This window comes from Thalassospira sp. MCCC 1A02898, assembly GCF_001618185.1.
GTDB lineage: Bacteria > Pseudomonadota > Alphaproteobacteria > Rhodospirillales > Thalassospiraceae > Thalassospira > Thalassospira tepidiphila.
In genome coordinates this window covers 633,489-654,024 of sequence record NZ_LPXK01000001.1, presented here as the reverse complement: position 1 = coordinate 654,024, position 20,536 = coordinate 633,489, and the positions used below count along the sequence as shown (strand labels likewise).

General features: G+C 56.4%; 13 protein-coding genes. 6 read left to right on the top strand and 7 right to left on the bottom strand.

Annotated elements, in window-relative coordinates:
• Complete coding sequence (gene ubiH / locus AUQ41_RS02980) at positions 1-1,224, bottom strand: 2-octaprenyl-6-methoxyphenyl hydroxylase (RefSeq protein ID WP_063086604.1); 1,224 nt, start codon at positions 1,222-1,224, stop codon at positions 1-3.
• Between the two features lie 574 nt (positions 1,225-1,798).
• Between ubiH and glnK the strand changes: the two genes are divergently transcribed.
• From glnK to AUQ41_RS02950, 6 genes are all read left to right on the top strand, one after another.
• The gene (glnK, locus tag AUQ41_RS02975; protein ID WP_008888552.1) at positions 1,799-2,137 is read left to right on the top strand and encodes a P-II family nitrogen regulator; all 339 of its coding nucleotides are present in this window, start codon (positions 1,799-1,801) and stop codon (positions 2,135-2,137) included.
• 23 nt (positions 2,138-2,160) lie between these two features.
• A complete protein-coding gene (gene amt, locus AUQ41_RS02970) occupies positions 2,161-3,489 on the top strand; it encodes an ammonium transporter (RefSeq protein ID WP_008888553.1) in 1,329 nt (442 codons plus the stop codon).
• Between the two features lie 331 nt (positions 3,490-3,820).
• On the top strand, positions 3,821-5,059 hold the full coding sequence (locus AUQ41_RS02965; protein ID WP_063086602.1) for an ammonium transporter: 1,239 nt from the start codon (positions 3,821-3,823) through the stop codon (positions 5,057-5,059).
• Positions 5,060-5,259: 200 nt separating this feature from the next.
• The gene (locus tag AUQ41_RS02960) at positions 5,260-6,450 is read left to right on the top strand and encodes an aminotransferase class I/II-fold pyridoxal phosphate-dependent enzyme (RefSeq protein ID WP_008888555.1); all 1,191 of its coding nucleotides are present in this window, start codon (positions 5,260-5,262) and stop codon (positions 6,448-6,450) included.
• Between the two features lie 53 nt (positions 6,451-6,503).
• Complete coding sequence (locus AUQ41_RS02955; RefSeq protein ID WP_063086600.1) at positions 6,504-8,948, top strand: DNA translocase FtsK; 2,445 nt, start codon at positions 6,504-6,506, stop codon at positions 8,946-8,948.
• Between the two features lie 280 nt (positions 8,949-9,228).
• A complete protein-coding gene (locus AUQ41_RS02950) occupies positions 9,229-10,914 on the top strand; it encodes a methyl-accepting chemotaxis protein (protein WP_083952700.1) in 1,686 nt (561 codons plus the stop codon).
• A gap of 89 nt (positions 10,915-11,003) precedes the next feature.
• On the opposite strand, the gene trxA is transcribed toward AUQ41_RS02950, so the two are convergent.
• From trxA to tsaE, 6 genes are all read right to left on the bottom strand, one after another.
• The gene (trxA, locus tag AUQ41_RS02945; protein ID WP_008888557.1) at positions 11,004-11,324 is read right to left on the bottom strand and encodes a thioredoxin TrxA; all 321 of its coding nucleotides are present in this window, start codon (positions 11,322-11,324) and stop codon (positions 11,004-11,006) included.
• 162 nt (positions 11,325-11,486) lie between these two features.
• Positions 11,487-14,951: a double-strand break repair helicase AddA gene (addA, locus tag AUQ41_RS02940; RefSeq protein ID WP_063086596.1), complete on the bottom strand. Its 3,465-nt coding sequence runs from the start codon at positions 14,949-14,951 to the stop codon at positions 11,487-11,489.
• Positions 14,948-18,100, bottom strand: a complete 3,153-nt coding sequence (gene addB, locus AUQ41_RS02935; RefSeq protein WP_063086594.1) for a double-strand break repair protein AddB — start codon at positions 18,098-18,100, stop codon at positions 14,948-14,950. Before addB ends, addA begins: the two co-directional genes overlap by 4 nt.
• A complete protein-coding gene (locus AUQ41_RS02930; protein ID WP_063086592.1) occupies positions 18,100-18,861 on the bottom strand; it encodes a nucleotidyltransferase family protein in 762 nt (253 codons plus the stop codon). The genes addB and AUQ41_RS02930 overlap by 1 nt, the downstream gene beginning before the upstream one ends.
• Positions 18,858-19,982: an aminoglycoside phosphotransferase family protein gene (locus AUQ41_RS02925; protein WP_063086590.1), complete on the bottom strand. Its 1,125-nt coding sequence runs from the start codon at positions 19,980-19,982 to the stop codon at positions 18,858-18,860. Before AUQ41_RS02925 ends, AUQ41_RS02930 begins: the two co-directional genes overlap by 4 nt.
• A complete protein-coding gene (tsaE, locus tag AUQ41_RS02920) occupies positions 19,979-20,455 on the bottom strand; it encodes a tRNA (adenosine(37)-N6)-threonylcarbamoyltransferase complex ATPase subunit type 1 TsaE (protein ID WP_063086588.1) in 477 nt (158 codons plus the stop codon). The genes AUQ41_RS02925 and tsaE overlap by 4 nt, the downstream gene beginning before the upstream one ends.
• Positions 20,456-20,536: the final 81 nt, after the last annotated feature.

Here is a 20,536-nt window from a genome sequence, read left to right as displayed (position 1 = left end):
TTACAGCGGCTTGCCCTGCATCAGTTTTGGCAAGGTACCGGCATAGCCCATCGCATGCGACATGAAGGTCTTTTTAAGGGGCGGGATCTTTTCGACAATCGCCAATCCGATATCACGCGCCCAACGGATCGGCGCGATATCATTGGAGAACAGGCGCGTGGTGATATCGGTTACCGCCAGCATCACCGTGTTGTCGAAACGGCGCCATTGTTCATACTCTGCCAGCACATCGGCACTGCCGATATCACGACCGAGACGGCGGGCATTGACCAGAATTTCTGCCAAAACCGCAACATCGCGGATCCCCATATTCAGGCCCTGACCGGCAATCGGATGCATGCCGTGCGCCGCGTCACCAATCAACGCCAAACGATCCTGGGTATAATGATAGGCGTGCTGCAAACCAAGCGGATAGCAGAAGCGCGGCCCGATAACTTCAAGATCACCGAGATAGCCGTCAAACCGGCGATGCAATTCATCAAGGAAGGTCTGATCATCAAGATTGACCAGATAATTGGCCTGATCCGTGCCCTCGGTCCAGACAATCGAGCAACGGTTATCGGTCATCGGCAAGATTGCAAACGGGCCTGCCGGCAGGAAATGCTCGACCGCCAGCCCCTTGTGGGGCTGCTGGTGCTTGACGGTGCAAACCACCGCACTTTGCTTATAGCTCCAGTTATAGGTCTTGATCCCGGCCCATTCGCGCAACATTGATTTGCGCCCTTCGGCCCCGATGGCAAGTGGTGCGTGCACGACTTGCCCGCCAGCCAGCGTAATGGTCATCGCACCCTGATCACGTGCAATCGTTTCGACCTTGGCCGGTGCAATCATTTTGACCAGATCGTTTTTTTCGATGGCACGATAAAGCGCACTGCGCGTGACAAGGTTTTCGACGATATAGCCAAGCGGCTCGTTACCGACATCATGATGGTCGTAATGCAGGAAAAGCGGGCTTTGACCATCGGCAATGCGGATATCAAGGATCGGCTCCGCACCATCGGCCATGTTTTCCCAGGCACCGATCACTTCCAAAACCGATTTGGAGGCGGCGGCAATCGCACAGGTACGGCCATCGTAATTGGCCGTCAGGATGGTTTTGGGGTCTGCATAATCAATCACCACCGACTTGATGCCACCATGGGCCAGCGCCAAGGCCATGGAGGCACCGTTCAAGCCGCCCCCAAGAATAATGACATCGGTTTGAAGTGGCTGCTGATCATGCATATCGCAATTTCCTGTGTCGTTTGGCCTTGGCCAGTGATGCCGGTTTACAGTGCAGCTTGGCATCCTGCGTTGACCTGACGCAATAGGGCGTCGTGAAAGCGTTGTTTGCACATCTTTACCCTGCCAGATACGCAGCCACAACCCGCACCGATCATCGACGCGCAGTTATCACACCCTTGCCGGCACAACATCGGGGCAAAACCATCTTTGACAGCCGTGAGTGCACCATCGCCACCCGCCAAGGCATATCACCCCTTGGTTGCGACAAGGCCTGCAGAACAAGAATGCGATTTGCCACAGAGCCTTGAGCTGTAAGCGCTTTTCAATTACGCGACAGGTTGATTAAAAAATATGCATATTTTTTGAACAGCCACAGATTTTGTGCAGATTTTAATCCGGTCATGACAGAACGAAGCCATAATCCCGTCAGATCGATTTATCATTTTATGCAACAAAAACAGTAATTTACGATTTTTATTCTGAGTCTGGCACGATTCTTGGTTTGGAGACTGCGACTGCGAAATCGTGATTACCACGTTGGTACTCAACGGATATGCCGGGAGGTCGCATTATTATGAAACTTGTTACTGCTGTCATTAAGCCGTTCAAACTGGACGAAGTCCGTGAAGCGCTTAGCGCACTGGGCGTCCAGGGTTTGACGGTCACCGAAGTTAAAGGTTTTGGTCGCCAGAAAGGTCAGACCGAAATTTATCGTGGTGCTGAATACATGGTCAGCTTCCTGCCGAAGGTGAAGCTGGAAGTCGCCATCACGGATAATCTGGTTGATCAGGTTGTCGAAGCCATCACCAAAACTGCTCAAACCGGGAAAATCGGGGACGGTAAGATTTTCGTTCTTGATGTGAATCAGGCGGTTCGTATCCGTACTGGTGAAACCGGCGACGACGCCCTGTAAGTCCAGAGACAAGGGGAGACATTATGACTATTTCCATGAAGAAAACCGGCCTTGCTGCGGCTGCAGCTACCGCCCTTCTGGCAATCGCTTCTCCGGCTTTTGCTCAGGACGCAGGCGTTCCGGCTGAAACCCAGTTCATTCTCAACAGCTTTAGCTTCCTGTTCAGTGGCGCAATCGTCATGTTCATGGCGGCCGGCTTTGCTATGCTTGAGAGCGGCCTGGTTCGTACCAAAAACGTTACCACCATCCTGCTGAAGAACATTTCGCTCTTCGCGATTGCTGGCATCATGTACTACCTCATCGGTTACAACCTGATGTACATGGATGTATCTGGCTGGATCGGCTCGCTGAGCCTGTGGAGCGCAGATGACTCCGCTGCCCTTGGTGGTGATTTCTCTGGCGGTTATTCCGCAACGTCCGACTGGTTCTTCCAGATGGTATTCGTTGCAACCGCAGCTTCGATCGTATCGGGTACTGTTGCCGAGCGTATCAAACTGTGGCCGTTCCTGATCTTCGTCGTTGTTCTGACTGGCGTTCTGTATCCGATCACCGGTGCATGGACCTGGGGCGGCGGCTGGCTGTCGGAAATGGGCTTCTCTGACTTTGCCGGTTCCACCATTGTTCACTCGGTCGGCGGCTGGGCTGCTCTGACCGGTGCGATCATCCTTGGTGCACGTAAAGGCAAGTACGGCGAAGACGGTTCCGTTCACCCGATGCCGGGTTCGAACCTTCCGCTTGCAACGCTTGGTACCTTCGTCCTGTGGCTCGGCTGGTTCGGCTTCAACGGTGGTTCCCAGCTTGCTATGGGTACCGGCGCTGACGTCATCGCCATTGCCAACATCTATGGCAACACCACCATGGCTGCTGCCGGCGGTGTGGTTGCAGCAATCATCCTGACCCAGATCCTTTACAAAAAGGTCGACCTCACCATGGCACTTAACGGTGCACTGGCTGGTCTGGTCTCGATCACCGCTGCTCCGGACACCCCGACCATTGGCTCGGCGATCATCATCGGTGCAATCGGTGGTATCCTGGTTGTTGTTGCAGTTCCGCTGCTCGACAAACTGAAAATCGACGACGTTGTCGGTGCTGTTTCGGTTCACCTTGTTGCTGGTATCTGGGGCACGCTTGCTGTTCCGTTCACCAATGACGGTGCTTCGTTCGGTACGCAGATCACCGGTATCGTTGCAATGGGTGCCTTCACCATCGTTGCTTCGTCTATCGTATGGCTGGCTCTGAAGTTCACTGTTGGTATTCGCCTCTCCGAGGAAGAAGAAGCCAACGGTTCGGACGCGACCGAGCTTGGTCTGGAAGCCTATCCGGAATTCGGTAAGGGTTCCCAGCGCTTCTAAGCAAGACTTTCTGACAGGTGCCGTGTTCGCACGGCACCTGATCGATCAGATCAAAAGCCCGTCCGGGGAAACCCGGGCGGGCTTTTTTTGTTCCATGCTGCCTTTTTGGGCAGCGTTTTGATCACTTGGAAGGCAAAGACGTTTTTTGTCCCTAAAACAGGATGCCTCACCCCGACAGTCAAATACCAAGCAACAGCCTTGGCATTTTATGCTTTGCTGCTTGGTTTTGCGGCATTGGCACGAAAATTGATCTTGGCTGCCCCGAACCAGAGTCCGGCTGCCCCGACAAGACCGGACCGAGAGGAAACGCTATTTGAAAAGGGGACGCCTTATGGGGGCCTTCCAGACTGCCTCGGACGTATTTTTCGTCCTGATGGGCGCTATTATGGTGCTCGCAATGCATGCCGGTTTTGCCTTTCTTGAAGTCGGCACGGTTCGCAAAAAGAACCAGGTTAACGCACTGGTTAAGATCATTGTTGATTTCGCTGTTTCGACCATTGCCTATTTCTTTGTCGGCTACAGCATCGCATATGGCGTTGATTTCTTTGCCAATGCTGGTGTTCTGAGCGGTCAGATCAGCCCCGAAAACAGCCCGTCCTTTGCTGATAGCGGTTATGATCTGGTCAAATTCTTCTTCCTTTTGACGTTTGCAGCAGCGATCCCGGCCATTATTTCTGGCGGTATTGCAGAACGCGCGCGTTTCTATCCGCAGTTATTCGCCACCGCCATTCTGGTGGGGGTTTGCTATCCCCTGTTTGAAGGCATGGCCTGGAACAACAACTTTGGTTTCCAGGACATGATCGAAGCCACTTTTGGCGCACCGTTCCATGATTTTGCCGGTTCCATCGTCGTTCATGCCGTTGGCGGATGGATCGCCCTTGGCGCTGTGATCAATCTCGGCGTTCGTCGCGGGCGATACACCAAAACCGGCGGCCTCGTCGGTATTCCGCCGTCAAACATTCCCTTCCTGGCTTTGGGGTCCTGGGTTCTTTGTGTTGGCTGGTTTGGCTTTAACGTCATGTCCGCACAATCAATAAGCGGCATCACCGGACTGGTTGCGGTTAACTCGCTGATGGCGATGGTCGGCGGCATTCTGACGGCATTGATTGCCGGTCGAAATGATCCCGGGTTTGTCCATAACGGCGCACTTGCCGGACTTGTTGCCGTTTGCGCCGGGTCAGATGTCATGCATCCGTTGGGTGCACTTGTGACCGGCGGTCTTGCCGGTGCGCTGTTTGTCTGGGGCTTCAATCAGTGTCAGGCAAAATGGAAAATTGACGATGTTCTCGGCGTTTGGCCGCTGCACGGCATGTGCGGCCTTCTGGGCGGAATTGCCTGTGGCATCTTTGGCCTTGAGGCCCTTGGCGGCATGGGCGGTGTTTCGTTCAGCGCACAGCTGGCAGGATCGCTGATTGGTGTCGTTTTTGCGACCGTGGTCGGCTTTGTTGTCTATGGCGCCCTAAAAGCCACCATTGGCATCCGTCTGTCCGAAGAAGCCGAGTTTGATGGTGCGGATATCTCGATCCACAACATCGGCGCATATCCCGAGGATGATCTCCGCGCGAGCTAGGCTGCGCGACCCGCCACAGAGTTAATACTCTTTAAAGCCCGGAAAGCGCGTCTTTCCGGGCTTTTTGCGTTGGCTTACCCGTGCTCTTAAATGTTTCTTTGCACTTTTGGCATAGGGGTAAAGTCAGGGGATTTTACCCATCTTCCGAATAACGGGACCGCGAACGGCGGACCACAGATCATGCTGGATTGACGACGACCATGTTTAACGCGCGCCTGGATCAATTGCCTGCCTATCCGTTTCCGCGATTGGCAACCCTGCTTGACGGGATCGAACCCGGTCAGCCGCCGCTTGTAATGTCGATCGGCGAGCCACAGCATGAACCGCCCGCCATGATCACCGAGGCAATGGTCAAACATGCCAGCCTTTGGCACAAATACCCGCCAGGTGCCGGCACGCCGGAGCTGCGCGACGCCATCAAAAACTGGCTTGATCGCCGCTATAACCTGCCCAAAGGCATGATCGACCGTGATGATCACGTCCTGCCGGTCGCAGGCACGCGCGAGGCACTTTATCTGATTGCCACCACCGTCATTCCACAGGATCAACCGGGTCCCAAACCAAAGGTCTTGCTGCCCAACCCGTTCTATCAGGTCTATTGCGGGGCGGCGGTGCTGAATGATGCCGAAATGGTGCCGCTGGCGGCGGGGCCGGAAAACGGGTTCCTGCCCGACCTTGATCAGATTGATGCCAAGGATCTTGATGCCTGCGCGCTGTTCTTCCTGTGCTCGCCCGCCAATCCGCAAGGGGCGATTGCATCGCGTGCGTACCTCGAACAGATCATTTCACTGGCGCGCAAGCATGACTTCGTGCTGGCGATGGATGAATGCTATGCCGATATCTATGACAGCACCGCACCGACCGGCGCGCTTGAAATCTGTGCGGCACAGGGTGGAAACATGGACAACATCCTTGTCTTCCACAGTCTTTCGAAACGGTCCAGCGCGCCGGGCCTGCGTTCAGGCTTCGTTGCCGGTGATGCAAAGATCGTCAAACGCTTTACCGCACTGCGCAGCTATTGCTCGGCCACCATTCCGATGCCAGTCATGGCCGCATCCACCGCTCTTTGGAACGATGATGCCCATGCGGAGGCCAACCGGGATATCTATCGCGCCAAAATCGACATCGCCGAGGAAGTCTTTGGCAACCGGTTTGGATTTTATCGCCCGCCCGGCGGATTTTTCCTGTGGCTTGATGTCGGCGATGATGAAGCCGCCACCCGGAAAATCTGGAAAGAATCCGGGGTCAAGGTCATTCCAGGCAGTTACCTGTCATTGACCGATGCAAATGGCAACAATCCGGGCAAACGGTTCATCCGCATTGCCCTTGTGCATGATCTTGAAACCACGCGGGAAGGACTGACCCGCATCGCGAAGGCATTGGAAAGCTAAACCGATACTTCGCCCGACCAGAACAGCAGGACTTAACCAGAACGGATACCCAGATGAGCAGCCAGTCAAACACTCTTGGAACCGCTTTCATGCCCGGCAGTCTCGTGACACTGCTCAAGCGCAGTGGCTTGCGGTTTTGCGGCCTTGGGCTGGTATTGCTGGCCATAGCCCTGTTCATCATGCTGATTGGTTTTCATCCGGGTGACCCATCGTTTAACCACGCAACCGACCGCACGACGGTTTTTAATCCGTTGGGGATCGTCGGGGCTTATGGCGCGGATTTGATGCTGCGTACCCTTGGTCTGGCATCCGCACTGATTACCGTTTTGCTTGTCGCATGGGGCCTGCGCCTGATTGCAGTCAAACCGTTCCGCTGGATGTGGGCACGTTTCCTTGTTTTACCGCTGGCACTGCTTCTTGTCGCGGTTTCGGCAGCCGCCATTCAGCCGGGTATGCATTGGCCGCTGACGGTTGGTCTGGGTGGCTTCGCCGGTGACTTGCTGCTGGGCAAGCTTCAGGCCGGTTTTGCGATGATTGGGGTTCCCGGCGCACGGGCGCTGATCGCATTGGCATCCATGATGCTTGGTCTGGCACTGACGATCTTTTGCATGGCCTATTCGCTGTCTGAATGGGGACGGTTGGGTACGGCCCTGTCCTTTGCCGGTGGCAAGGTGATTGCGGGCATTCGTGCCATTATTCCGACCGGCAGCAACGATGAGCCGCTTGCCAAGCGTGCCCCGGGTTCGCGTCAGGAACCGTCGATGGACAAAGGCAAGTCCAAGCTTGGCACGGCCATTTCAACCCGGAAATCCGAACCGGATGTCGACCCGGACGATTATGACGGGTTTGACGACGATGACGATCACGAACCGCCGGTTCATATTGTCGCGGCCCCGGCGGCCAAGCTGCAACCCAGCCAGAAGGCTGCAGCGCAGCGTCAGGCATCGTTTGATCTGGGCTCGGATGAGTATCGTTTCCCGCCGCTTGATTTGCTTGGTGAACCTGATCCGGCAGATGCCAACCAGATCGATCAGGAAGCCTTGGCGCAGAATGCCCGTTTGCTTGAAACCGTGCTTCAGGACTTTGGCGTAAAGGGCGAGATTGTTCAGGTCCGCCCGGGCCCGGTTGTCACCCTTTATGAGCTCGAGCCCGCGGCAGGTGTGAAATCATCGCGCGTGATTGGTTTGGCCGATGATATCGCGCGTTCCATGAGTGCGATTGCCGCCCGTGTTGCCGTGGTACCCGGACGCAACGTCATCGGGATCGAACTGCCAAACTCGCGCCGCGAAACCGTGCATCTGCATGAAATCCTGGCATCGAGTGACTTTGAAAAGAACACCGGCAAACTCAATATGAGCCTTGGCAAGGATATCGGCGGCACGCCGGTGATTGCCGATCTGTCGAAAATGCCGCACTTGCTGATTGCCGGTACCACCGGTTCGGGTAAATCGGTGGGTGTGAACGCAATGATCCTGTCATTGCTCTATCGCCTGAAGCCCGAAGAATGCCGCTTCATCATGATCGACCCCAAGATGCTGGAACTGTCGATCTATGACGGCATTCCGCACCTTTTGACGCCGGTTGTGACCGACCCGCACAAGGCAGTTGTTGCCCTGAAATGGGCCGTGCGCGAGATGGAAGACCGTTATCGCGCCATGAGCCAGGTCGGCGTGCGTAACATTGCGGGCTATAACAAACGCATCAAGGAAGCCGCCGCCAAGGGCGAACAGCTGACCCGACGTGTACAGACCGGCTTTGATCCGGAAACCGGCAAACCGATCTTTGAAGATCAGGAACTCCCGATGGAGCCGCTGCCGTTTATCGTCATCATCGTCGACGAAATGGCCGATTTGATGCTGGTTGCCGGCAAGGATGTTGAGGCATCCATCCAGCGATTGGCACAGATGGCCCGTGCGGCTGGTCTGCACCTGATCATGGCGACCCAGCGTCCGTCGGTGGACGTGATCACGGGTACGATCAAGGCCAACTTCCCGACGCGTATTTCCTATTCCGTGACATCAAAAATCGACTCGCGCACCATTCTGGGTGAAATGGGTGCCGAGCAACTTCTGGGTCAGGGGGATATGCTTTACATGGGTCAGGGCGGCCGTTTGCAGCGTGTCCATGGCCCGTTTGTTTCCGACGAAGAAGTCGAAAGTATCGTCAAACACCTGCGCGATCAGGGCGACCCGGCCTATCTTGAAACCGTTACCGAAGAACCCGAAGAAGACCCGGTCGCGGCCTATATGGCCGGTGGCAATGCAGGGGCTGGTGGCGGCGGATCAGATGATGATCTTTATAATCAGGCGGTTGGCATTGTCCTGCGTGAAAAGAAGGCATCTACCAGCTTCATCCAGCGCAAACTTTCAATCGGCTATAACCGCGCAGCCCGCATCATCGAGCAGATGGAAGAAAACGGCGTCGTTTCCGCCGCCAACCATGTCGGCAAGCGTGAAGTGCTGATGGAAAATATGGACGGTACGCCCTACGAGTATTGACCTGATCAGACTCGAATAGACGCTGCATACAAGCTGAATTCATAGAAGACCCTCACCTGTTTGGTGGGGTCTTCTTTTTCTCATGCAACCCAGAGATGTTTTGCATTACCATAATTAAAATTAAATATCTCTATTTTACAATGCGCTAAGATGAACGCCGGACTGCCGATTGGCATAAATCAACGACTACCTGCTCGGGAAACGCGATTTACGCACCTGGTTACCGTTCGCCCCAATTCACGTCGACGGAACGACAGAACAAGTAACAAGCAGGTGCGTCATGAAACTTTCGGACTACTCTTTAGCGTGGAAACTGCGCGGCGTTATGTTTCTGGTCGCTTTGGCACTCGCCGCAGTGTCGATCATCGACCTTTATTCCCTGTACACGACCATGATCAAGGACCGTCAGGAAACTCTGCGGTATGTTGTCGATCAATCAGCGTCGATCATTGATAATTTTGCCAACCGGGCAAAACAAGGCGAGTTTTCAGAAGAAGAAGCCAAAAAACTTGCTCTGGAAACGGTCAAGGCTCAGCGCTTTGACGGTGAAAACTATGTTTTCGTCGCGAGCCTCGATGGCACAATGGTCATGCATCCGATCAATGCGTCGCTGAATGGAAAGCCGGTCTCGGCGGTCAAGGACCCGACCGGTGCGACACCTGTTGCAGCGTTGGTTGAAGCTGCCCGTGCTCCTGAAGGCGGGTATGTCGATTATGTCTGGCCCCATCCCGAAAGCAAAGAAGTCACACCGAAACTCGGATACGCCAGAACAGCAGGCGACTGGGGCTTGGTTGTTTCTGCAGGAGTCTATATGGACGATGTCATGGCTGCATTCTGGCAGAGCACGACCATCGGCATCATCGTTTTTGTTGGCGTCCTTGTGATCATCTGCGGTCTTGGCTTTGCAGTCGAGAAAAGCACAACCGTGCCAATGCGCAAAATCACCGAAGCCCTGTCGCGGGTTGCAAAAGGCGATACTTCTGTCCAGACAGAGGGACAAGACCGCGGGGATGAAATTGGCGATCTTGCCCGTGCTCTTGAGGTTTTCCTCGAAAACCGTAAGAAAGCCGACCGCCTGCAAAAGCAACACGAAGAAGCCAATCAGGCACAGATCGAACGTGCGAAACGTATCGATGCACGCATCAAGGCGTTCGAGAACGATGTCGAAAGCAACCTGACTGTCGTCAACGCCGCCCTGTCGCAACTGCGCAGCACGGCATCCGAGATGGCCGGTCAGTCTGATCTGACCACCAGCAAGGCGGCCAATGTTGCCGCTGCCACCGAACAGGCTGCAACCAACGTCGATACCGTTGCCGCTGCTGCGGAACAACTGGCCGCAGCAATTGATGAAATCACATCTCAGGTTGCCCGCAGTTCGGAGATTGCGCAATCCGGTGCAGATGAGGCCGATGATGCCAGTGCAATCTTTGCTGAACTTGCCAACGCATCGGACAAAATCGGTGAAGTCGTCGAACTGATCCAGTCGATTGCCGAACAGACAAACCTGCTTGCGCTCAATGCAACCATTGAGGCCGCCCGCGCTGGTGAGGCCGGCAAAGGCTTTGCCGTGGTCGCAGCCGAGGTCAAAAACCTTGCCAACCAGACCACCCGTGCGACTGAAGATATTGCCGGACACATCACAGGCATTCAGGAAAGCACCCAAGGTGCCCTTGGCGCGATTGAGCATCTTTCAGGGCGCATGAAGGAGCTTAATGAAGTGGCGGGCGGGATTGCAGCTGCGGTCAGCGAACAGGATGCGGCAACCGGTGAAATTGCGCGCAACGTCGCCGAAGCTGCGTCGGGCACAAAAGAAGTCGCCCACAACGTTGTCGGACTTCGCGAGTCTGCCGAAGAAGAACGCCAGGCATCTAACGAAGTCCTGCGCGCATCTGACAGCATGACCGACAAGTCGCAGGTTCTGCTGAGCCAAATTCAGGAATTCCTCAAGGATATCCGTGCTGCGTAACCTGCCCATTGCGGCAAAAAGACACCAAATGAAAAGGGGCAGGCTGTTTTGCAGCCTGCCCCTTTTCGTATTCTGTGATCCGATGAAGATCAGATCGACTGGTTGATCCAGTCGACAAGAGCGCTTTTCGGAAGTGCGCCGACTTTCATCGCAGCGACTTCGCCACCCTTGAAGATCATCAGGGTCGGGATGCCACGAACACCGTATTTCGCCGGGGTGTTCGGGTTTTCATCGATATTCACCTTGGCGATCTTGAGCTTGCCGCCCAGTTCACCAGCGATTTCATCGAGATATGGGGCAATCTGTTTGCACGGACCGCACCACTCAGCCCAGAAATCGACCAAAACCGGGTCGTTGGAACCCAGAACGTCGGTATCGAACGAACCGTCGGAAACTTTAATCGTGGTCATACTTTCAGATCCTAGTTGTTACGAGGCAAGGCGGGCGAACCCGCAAACCTCGATCCGCTTTATGAGGCCAAGGTAGGCAGCACTGACGCAAACGTCAAGCGCATTGGGCGATCCGCGCGAAAGCGATCTTCGTCAAAGCAGGCGTTCTGCAGAGTCGGTTCTCTAACCAAATGTCAGAATGTGATCGGGCAACTCTACCATCCACGGCCCATTGGTCCAGAGAATGAAACACCTGACCTTTTTGCCCGGATACATTTGGACCAAGGCCGCGCGATAGATCGACATCTGGCGACGATAGGCACGCGGCGTGTCTTCGACATCGCGGGGCGGCGGACGATTGGTTTTATAATCGACAATCATCACTTCATCGTCGCGGACAACAAGCCGGTCAATCTGGGCCGAAACCACATCCCCGCCAACGATACCAACCAACGGCACCTCGGCCCGTGATCCCGGCGCAAAGACCGGAGCAAACGCTGGATTATCGAAAATACCCAGCGTTTCATTGGCAATTTCAACCTGCAGATCGGGATCAAGCGCATGGACTGGCTGGGCAAGGAAGCGTTCCGCAGCCTTGCGACGGGCCTGCTCGGGCAGGTCTGGCAGAAGTTCCAACAACTTATGGATCAGAAGACCACGCTTGAAGCTTTGCCCCTGATCGCCACCCAGCGGCGATTGAACAGCCGGTTCGTCTTCAAGCGGCCGACTGGGCGCCAGTGGTTTGGGCGGGAAGGACTCTTCTGGCGCAACAGCCCGAATTAACTGGCGTTTTACAGATTGTTTTGAATCCGAAATATCATCAGAACGGTCTGGTTTGGGCGCCTGACTTTGATCGGTTTCCCAGACCCAGCCTTCGCCGTCCCATCCTGATCCGGAATAGGTCGAAAGATCAATCTGGGTCGGTTTAGCGTACCCTTCCATTGCTTGGCTACACAGGTTGTACCAGCAATGTTCGGGGGCCTTGCGCCGCCCCTGCCAGCCGCAAATGTAGAGCCGGTCTTCGGCGCGTGTCAGGGCGACATACAGCAGGCGGTTATATTCCTGATCGCGTTTGAGCGCGATGTCATCGCGCAGGCGCGCAACAAGATCGGTTTCAAGCGCCACCCGCGGCAGCCAGAACATCAGGTTGCGGTCTTCCTGCCAGAACAGGTTGGGGGCCTGTGTTGGCACCTGCATGGTATCGGGCAGGAACACAATGGGGGCCTGAAGGCCCTTGGCACCGTGCACGGTCATGATGCGGACTTCATCGCGCCCGCTTTGTTCAAGGTCACGTTTGATTTCCGCATCGCCCGCCATCAACCAGTGCAGGAAGCCCTGAAGCGTCGGCGCATGATCAGCCTCATAGCCCATGGCAAGGTTAAGGAATTCGTCAATCGGATCGTTGGCCTCAATCCCCAGACGACCAACCAGACGCGCACGCACACCGCGTGCTTCTTCGCCGCGACCGCCGAGCAGTTCGGCATAAAGTTCAAACGGGCGTTCGTAATCAACCCGGCCCAGCCACTTGAACAGGAATTCATAGGCGCGCGCAAACGGTGATCCGTCTTCAACCACAGCCGCCTTTTCACGCAGCGCATGCCACAGGGTTCTGGAGCGATTATGGGCAATTTCAAACAGCTGATCGTCATCAAGCCCGATCAGCGGGCTTTTAAGCACCTCGGCCAGTGTCAGGTCATCTTCGGGCATCAACAGGAACCGCCCGAATGCCACCAGATCCATCACAGCAAGCTGATCGGTGATTTGCATGCGGTCAACACCGGCGACCGGAACGTTGCGTTCCTTAAGCGCCTTGACGACCTCATCGACAAAGGCGGTACGACGGCGCACAAGGATCATGAAGTCACCGGCACGCACCGGGCGACCACGCGATGTCAGGATTTCCTTTTCATCAATCGCATGGCGGATGCGCCCGGCAATGACGCGGGCAAGGCGGATCTCCGGATCTTCAAGGCGGACAATGCGGGTTGGCGGTGTCCAAGGGTCTTCGGGTGCGCGTTCTTCGGGCTCAACCGCTGGCCAAAGTTCAATCCGCCCGGCCTGCCCGACACGAAACGGGCTGTGCTGCACGTCTGCCCCGTCATCACCGACGCCTTGCCGTGCCACCGGACCGGCAAAGACACGATCCACCGTGCCCAGCACCGCATCGGTAGACCGGAACGAGATGTTCATCGGTACTTCGCGCCAGTCGGCGGCAATTTCACGCGCCCGTTCACGGAAGTAGCGGCGCATTTCAGCAAACTTTTCCGGATCGGCGCGCTGGAAGCTATAGATCGATTGTTTGGCATCGCCGACGGCAAAGATGGTACGCGGCTTATCGGCATAGCGCCCGGCGTCGATAAAGAATTCCTCGGCCAGAATACGCACCACTTCCCACTGCTCGGGGTTGGTATCCTGCGCCTCGTCAATCAGGACGTGATCAAGACCTTCGTCCAGTTTGAACAACACCCAACCGGCAATCCCGGCCTGACGTTGCAAAAGCTGCAAGCTGGTCAGGATCAAGTCATCATAATCAAGGCGGGCATGCAGGGCCTTTTTGGTGGCATAGCGATCAAGCATCGCATTGCCGATGGTGATCAGTGCCGATGTCGCACCGGCCATGGCAGCGGCCTTGCGTTGTCGGTCGACCTCGACCAGACGCGCACATTCCTGTTCAAGCGCATCGGCCCCCATCGGGTGATTTTCTGCCGCCCCCTTGGTGATCAGTTTGGCGCGCGGTTCACCCGCCGTGGTAAAAAAGACACTGCGATATTCGTTAAACACCGCAAGGCGGTCTTCGACATTCGTTTTTTCAAGGAACTGCGCCAATGCCGGCACGCGCGCGGTATCGGTTTTGGTTCCGGCCTCAAGGGCGGCAAGCCCGCGCATCAAGCCATCCCGGTCAAAGGCATCATCGGAAAGCGCCTTGGTCAGGATGGTTTCATCATCAAGTCCGACCGGCACCCCAAGCGCCTTATAGACCGCATCACGCATGCGATTGGCCCCGCCAAGATTGGCCAGCATGCGCTTCAGGCGACCACGTTCGCGGGCAAGCTCGCTCATGACCTCGCCAAAGGCACCTTCGCGGACTTGTCCGGTAACAACCGACAGGGCATGGGCCAGATCATCATCACGGCCTGTTCGGGCGAATGCCAGGACCTCTTCCTGGACATCGGCCATGGTTTCGGCGGCTGTGCGATCATCCATGATTTCAAAATGCGGCGCCAGACCGGCTTCCAGCGGGAAACGGCGCAACAGCGACTGACAGAAGGCATGAATGGTCTGGATCTTCATACCGCCCGGCGCATCCAGCACACGGGCAAAAAGCTGGCGCGCGCGGATGGTTTCATCGGCACTGGGTGCTGCACCGGCAAGGTTGGCGAGATCGGCCTGAAGGTCGCGATCCTCCATGGTGGCCCACAGACCCAATCGTTCATTCACACGGTTGGCCATTTCCGCCGCCGCGGCCTTGGTAAAGGTCAGACACAGAATACGATGTGGCTCAGTGCCCGAAAGCATCAGACGCAAGACGCGATCAGACAGCACCTTGGTCTTGCCCGCCCCGGCTGAGGCCGACACCCAGACGGATGCCGTCGGATCAGACGCATTGCGTTGCAGGACGTTGGGATCAGTTCCGCGCATTTCGGTCATGACGCATTACCCTCCCCACCATTATCAACATCATCAAGCTCTTCGACATCCTCGCTGCCCATCCATTCGCGCAGACGGGCAAGATGGACATAGTCGGAATATTTCGGCGCGTGATCGGGATGCGGCACACTGAGATAGGGCGTTTCAGGATCAGCAAAGGCCGCCGCCAGCCCATTCACCCCATCCACCGCCGCATGCGCAAGCTCTGCTGGCGTGGTTTTCATCCGGCCTGTGTTGATTTCAACGATCTCACCCGCCGGGTCCCCGCCCGAGAGTTTCCAGAACGCCATGCTGGCCGGGGGACCTGCCGGTACATCGCCAAAACCGCCCTTTTCGGCGATGGCGGCTTCAAGCGGCAATTGAGGGGCAAAGCCGTTGGCAACGTCACCCTGACTGGGTGGTGCGCCGGTTTTATAGTCAATGATCGCAATCCCCCCGTCGCGCAGCTGATCAATGCGGTCGGCACGGGCATAGACCTGAAAACCGCTGCTGGTATCAAGGGTTCCGGATTGTTCGGTATAGGATTTGCGCACGGCATCGCGCCGCGCTGCTTCGGTCTGGATGAACCATTTGGCGATGCGCTCGAACCGTGGCCACCAGAAGGCCCAAAGACCGGGCCGGGCCGCAAGCGGCTTGAACACTTCGCGGCCAATGATCAACAGTTCCTGTTCGCCGTCCGGCGGCAAATGGTCAGGATGTCGGGTAATGAACTGATCAAGGGCATCATGGATCAGGTTGCCGTAGTGAGCTGCACCAGGGTCTTCGTCGACAGCATCAAGTTTGCGCAAGCCCAAGATATGGCGGGCATAAATGGCATAGGGGTCGCGCATCCATGTTTCGATCTGGGTCACTGACAGGCGATCGGGCCTTGCCGATACAGGTGGTTTAGGGGCCGGGCGTCCGATCTTGATCCGCATGCTCGAGGCCGGTTCATCAATAAGATCAGCCAGCGCCCGCCATTCGGCAGCGTCGGGCTTTTCCATCGACACGCGCGATTTGCGCAGAATGTTTTCGATGCGTAACAACCAGCGTGACGGTACGGTTGGCGTGCCCTCGATACGCAATGCACGGGTCATCACCACATCGGGCGAACAAAACAGTTGCTGAAAATCATGGGCCGATTGCCCGACCCGGTGTTCGGGGGCGGGCAGGCCGAAATTACGCCGCATCGGGCGGCTCATCCACGGATCGGCCCCGGCTTCGGGCGGCCAGACACCCTCATTAAGCCCGCCCAGTATGGTCAGATCAGCCTGCTGCATCTGGGCTTCGACCGTGCCCCAGATAAACAGGCGCGGATGTTTACCATAACGCGGACGCACGGCACGATCCGCCATCAGGGCATAAAGAAACGCGCTATACCGATTGCCCGGCATCGGCGCAAAATCCGTCAGCGCATTCAGCAGTTCATGAACGAAATCCGCCAATGCCTCGCCTGCTTCGCCGCGCCACAGGCGATCCGCGCCGGTTTGGGTGTCACTGGCTGCCAGTGCCTCAGCCGCCGTAACATGACTGCGCAGCAGATGAACTGGCGCGTGCGTTTTATCTCCGGTCAGATCATCAATCAGATCAAGGCATGTTTTAATGCGTTCCACCAGATCACTGAGGCGCGCATGATCATCACGGATGCGTTCAATCCGGCCAATGGCGCTGTCTGACCCGGATGTGCTGAGGCGGGCGACTGTATCCTCGCACCATCCATCAAGCGCTGTTTGCAAACCATCCAGCCCCGGCCCCGGTCGGGCACCGCGCAGGACTTCCTTCTCCAGAAGACGGGTCAGGACGCGGAAATTCTCCGGTGACAGACCCGCCGCCGAGAGCGGATGTTTCAGCAACTCCAGCAACGGAACAGGGGCGAATTCTTCCTGCACGGCACGGACCACAAGGCGCAGATAAATCGCCGGTGCGGTGTCATGCAGCGGGATACCGGCCGAGTCATCAATTTCGACCTCCCACCGGCGGAGTTCGGTGGCGACACGCCGGGCAAGGCCACGATCCGGCGTCACCAGCGCGCAGGTCTTTTCGGGATGCTCCAGGGCCTCGCGCATCATAAGGGCAATCGTGGTTGCCTCTTCACGCGCACCAGAACAATCCACACGCAAAACGCCATCCATCACATCCGGGGTAAATCCGGCGATATGGCGCCAGTGATGGGTGGTCTTGGCCGGTCGCAATGCCTCGCGGGCCACACGGCGGCGCTCAATCGTGGCATCGCTTTCGGGCTCAATGGCCGGCCAGGGCAGCACACTGTCAGCATGACGGCCAATATGGCCCAACGTCTTGCCCAAAAGGTGTTGCGGATGGGCGGCATCATCGGCAATCGCCGCCCAGTCTTCGTGACCAAGTCCCGTCATCAGACCGGGCAGGACCACACGGCCCTGCGGCATTCTAAGCACCGCCGCCATCAAATCTCGCAAGGCGGGGAAAGGGCCGGTTGAGCCGACAATCAGCACCGGCGTTTCGGGCGGGTTTTCTTCCCATAGATCTATCTGTGCGGCAATCAGGGCATTGCGCCGCATGGCCCGGTCACTGACATCCTGAGAAGCCAAAATACCCGGCCAGTGGATGGTCAGGATCTGCAGGAATTCAAGGGTGAGCTGCCAGTGTTCGGCGAATTCTTCGGGTACCAGTCCCTTGAGATCGTCAAAGGCGCAGTTTTCCGTTTGCACCTGATCGAGAAAGCGTGCGAGTTCGCCGGCAAGACGGGCGGCCTGATCGGCAGTTGGTTTTTCACCGCGATGATCAGGGCGGCCCATGATCAGCTGGGTCAGTAACAATTTACGTTGGAGATCGGGGATGGCGGGCGGCAGATCAAGGGCAGCTTGTTCACCACCTGCACCATAGATCGCCAATTCATCTTCGTCGGCCTCGCCCAGCGGGCGAATGGTCGGAAGCAACGTAACCGCACCCTGTGATTGCCGCAAAAAGGCATCGCGCATCACCTTCGCGGAACGCCGGTTGGGCACCATCAGGACATAGTCAGGCAGACGATCTGGCTGATCGGCGGTTTCCGCCATCAATTGCTTGGCGATCAGATCGGCAAAGGCAACCCCGGGCGGAATGAAAAACAGGTTTGAGGGCGGCGTTGCCTCCCCCGCGAAGGAAGCTTCGTCATATTTGGGCGCGTCCATGTAATCAAACAGGTCGGCCATCAAACTCCCCTGGATGCAGCTTTCTTGGCGCGCTCAGTTTCAAGCGCCTTTGCGATGACGGGTTCGGAATCTTCAAGCGCCTCTGGCGTGCCGATGTGGAAATATCCGCCATCATGCACCAGACCATAACACCGTCCCGCAGCAAGCGCCTTGTCATAAACGACATTCAGTGACCAGGCACCATCCGGCGTGCCTTCAAACAGATGCGGTGCGAGAACCTGCACACCGGTAAAGAAATAAGGGGCTGACGGCGCGTCACCGCGCCGTTTCAAGCGCCCATCCACCTGCCAGAAGAAATCCCCTGCCCCATCATAACCAAAGCCATCTGCCACCGGACAGAGGGCCAGAAGCGCATCCATGTGATCGGGGTCAAAGGCATTGATCAGGCGATCAAACAGCGGCTCCCTGCCCTCGGTCCAGAAAACATCGGCATTGGCAATCAGGATTGCGTCTTCGTTGAGTTTCGAGAGCGCATTTTTTACCCCGCCGCCGGTTTCAAGCAGGTCTTCCTCGGGCGAGGTGATGATGGTGGGAGCAGTTCTGCTGGCGACATGATCAATGATCTGTTGCCCAAGATAATGCGAGTTGACCACCGCCTGCGTGACACCGGCGTTTGCCAGTTTATCAAGCACATGATCGAGCATCGGCTTGTCTGCGACCGATATAAGCGGCTTTGGCATCGCATCGGTGATCGGGCGCATGCGTTTGCCAAGGCCAGCCGCCAGAACCATGGCCTGTGCCTTTGTTTCTGGTGCGCTCATGATTGTGCCTCTTTGCCTGACAGGTTCTGGGTTTTGGAAATTGCCGGGGCAGTGCGCGCATCGGCCGGAATATGGGCGTCCACCCAATCCTGAAGGGCAGGCAGGTTATCAGCCGCCCCGCGCAGGATCATCTCCCAGCAGCGCGGGATGTAGTCGAAATAGCGCGTCTTTCCAGCCTTGATCGCAAGCCAGCCAAACCGGCCAAGGATGCGGAAATTGCGTACCATCGAGGTTGCAATATAGGCCGTTTCGAAATCAGAACGATCAACATCAGGGAACGCGGCGAGATAGAATTCCTTCATTCGCGCTTCAAGGTCCAGGCCGATATCATGGCGCACATCGCGCAGAAGCGACGCCAGATCATAGGGCCTTGGCGCGATTGCCGCGTCCTGGAAATCAATGATGCCGCAATCATCACCGCCCTCGCCATTTTCGACCAGCATCAGGTTATCAACGTGATAATCACGGTGAATGATCACCTCGCCCACCTGCCAGCAAAGTGGCAGCACGGTTTCAAGAAGCTGATCAAAGGTTGTGCTTGCCGCATCACGCTTGGTCGCATCCGGGATGATGAGTGGCAGATAATCCGCCTTGAAGCTGGCAAGCATCCGACGCAGGTTTTCCGGGTCATAGCGCACCAGACCGCAATCATTCATCCCGCCCCCGTCGCAGAAGCGGTGCAGGGTGATCAGTTGTTCGATGGCACGCAGATAAAGCGCATCCTGCGTCATGCCATCCAGCATCACACTGCCCGTGAGCGCCTCGGTAAAGGTGATATCACCAAAATCCTCGATCAGGACCAAACCGCGTTTTTCATCCGCCTGATAGATTTTCGGTACCCGCCAACCTGCCTGTTGGAACAGGCTTGTGGTTTGTAATACCGGCGAAACAGAGGCCGGACGTTCGGGATTGTCATGAATGCCGTGCGGATCGACATGAATTGCCGTCGGCGGAAAATCCATCAGAAGCGCGGTGTCATGGCGCCGTTCAAGGCGGAAATATTTCCGCGCCGAGGCATCATCAACCAACGGCATGACCTGCGCGGTCTGCCAGCCACAGGTGACGAGAAAATCCTGGCGTTCGGCATTACGTCGTTCCTGGTCGGGGCTTGCGCGTTTCATGACGGATCCACCACCAGATCATTGATCCGCGTCACCCAATCATCACCATGCGGCTCAAGCTTGAACACACGGCCATCAGGAGTCGATCCGGGTTCGATATGAATATCAAGACGGTTTTCCGGGGTGAGATATTCCAACCGATCCGGCCATTCGATCAGGCTGATAGCGTCCGCAAAGGCATCTTCGATATCAAGTTCGTGGACTTCTTCGGGATCAGACAGTCGATACAGGTCAAAATGCCAGACAGGCACGCGATCAAGCTCATAGATCTGAACCAGCGTAAAGGTCGGACTGGGAACTTCTTCGTTCGGATTATCGGCCACTGCCCGAATGAAGGCACGGCAAAAGGCACTTTTACCCATGCCAAGTGTTCCGTGCATCAAAATCACATCGCCTGCCCTGGCAACAGCGGCAAGTTTGGCGGCAAGGGCTTCGGTCCCGTTCTGATCGCTGACAGTGACTGTCTTGCTCATAATGTCCGTCTTTTGAATGGCTCTTGCCTTCTGTTTTAGGGGGTTGATGCGGCACTTCGCAATGATTTTGCGAACCCGATT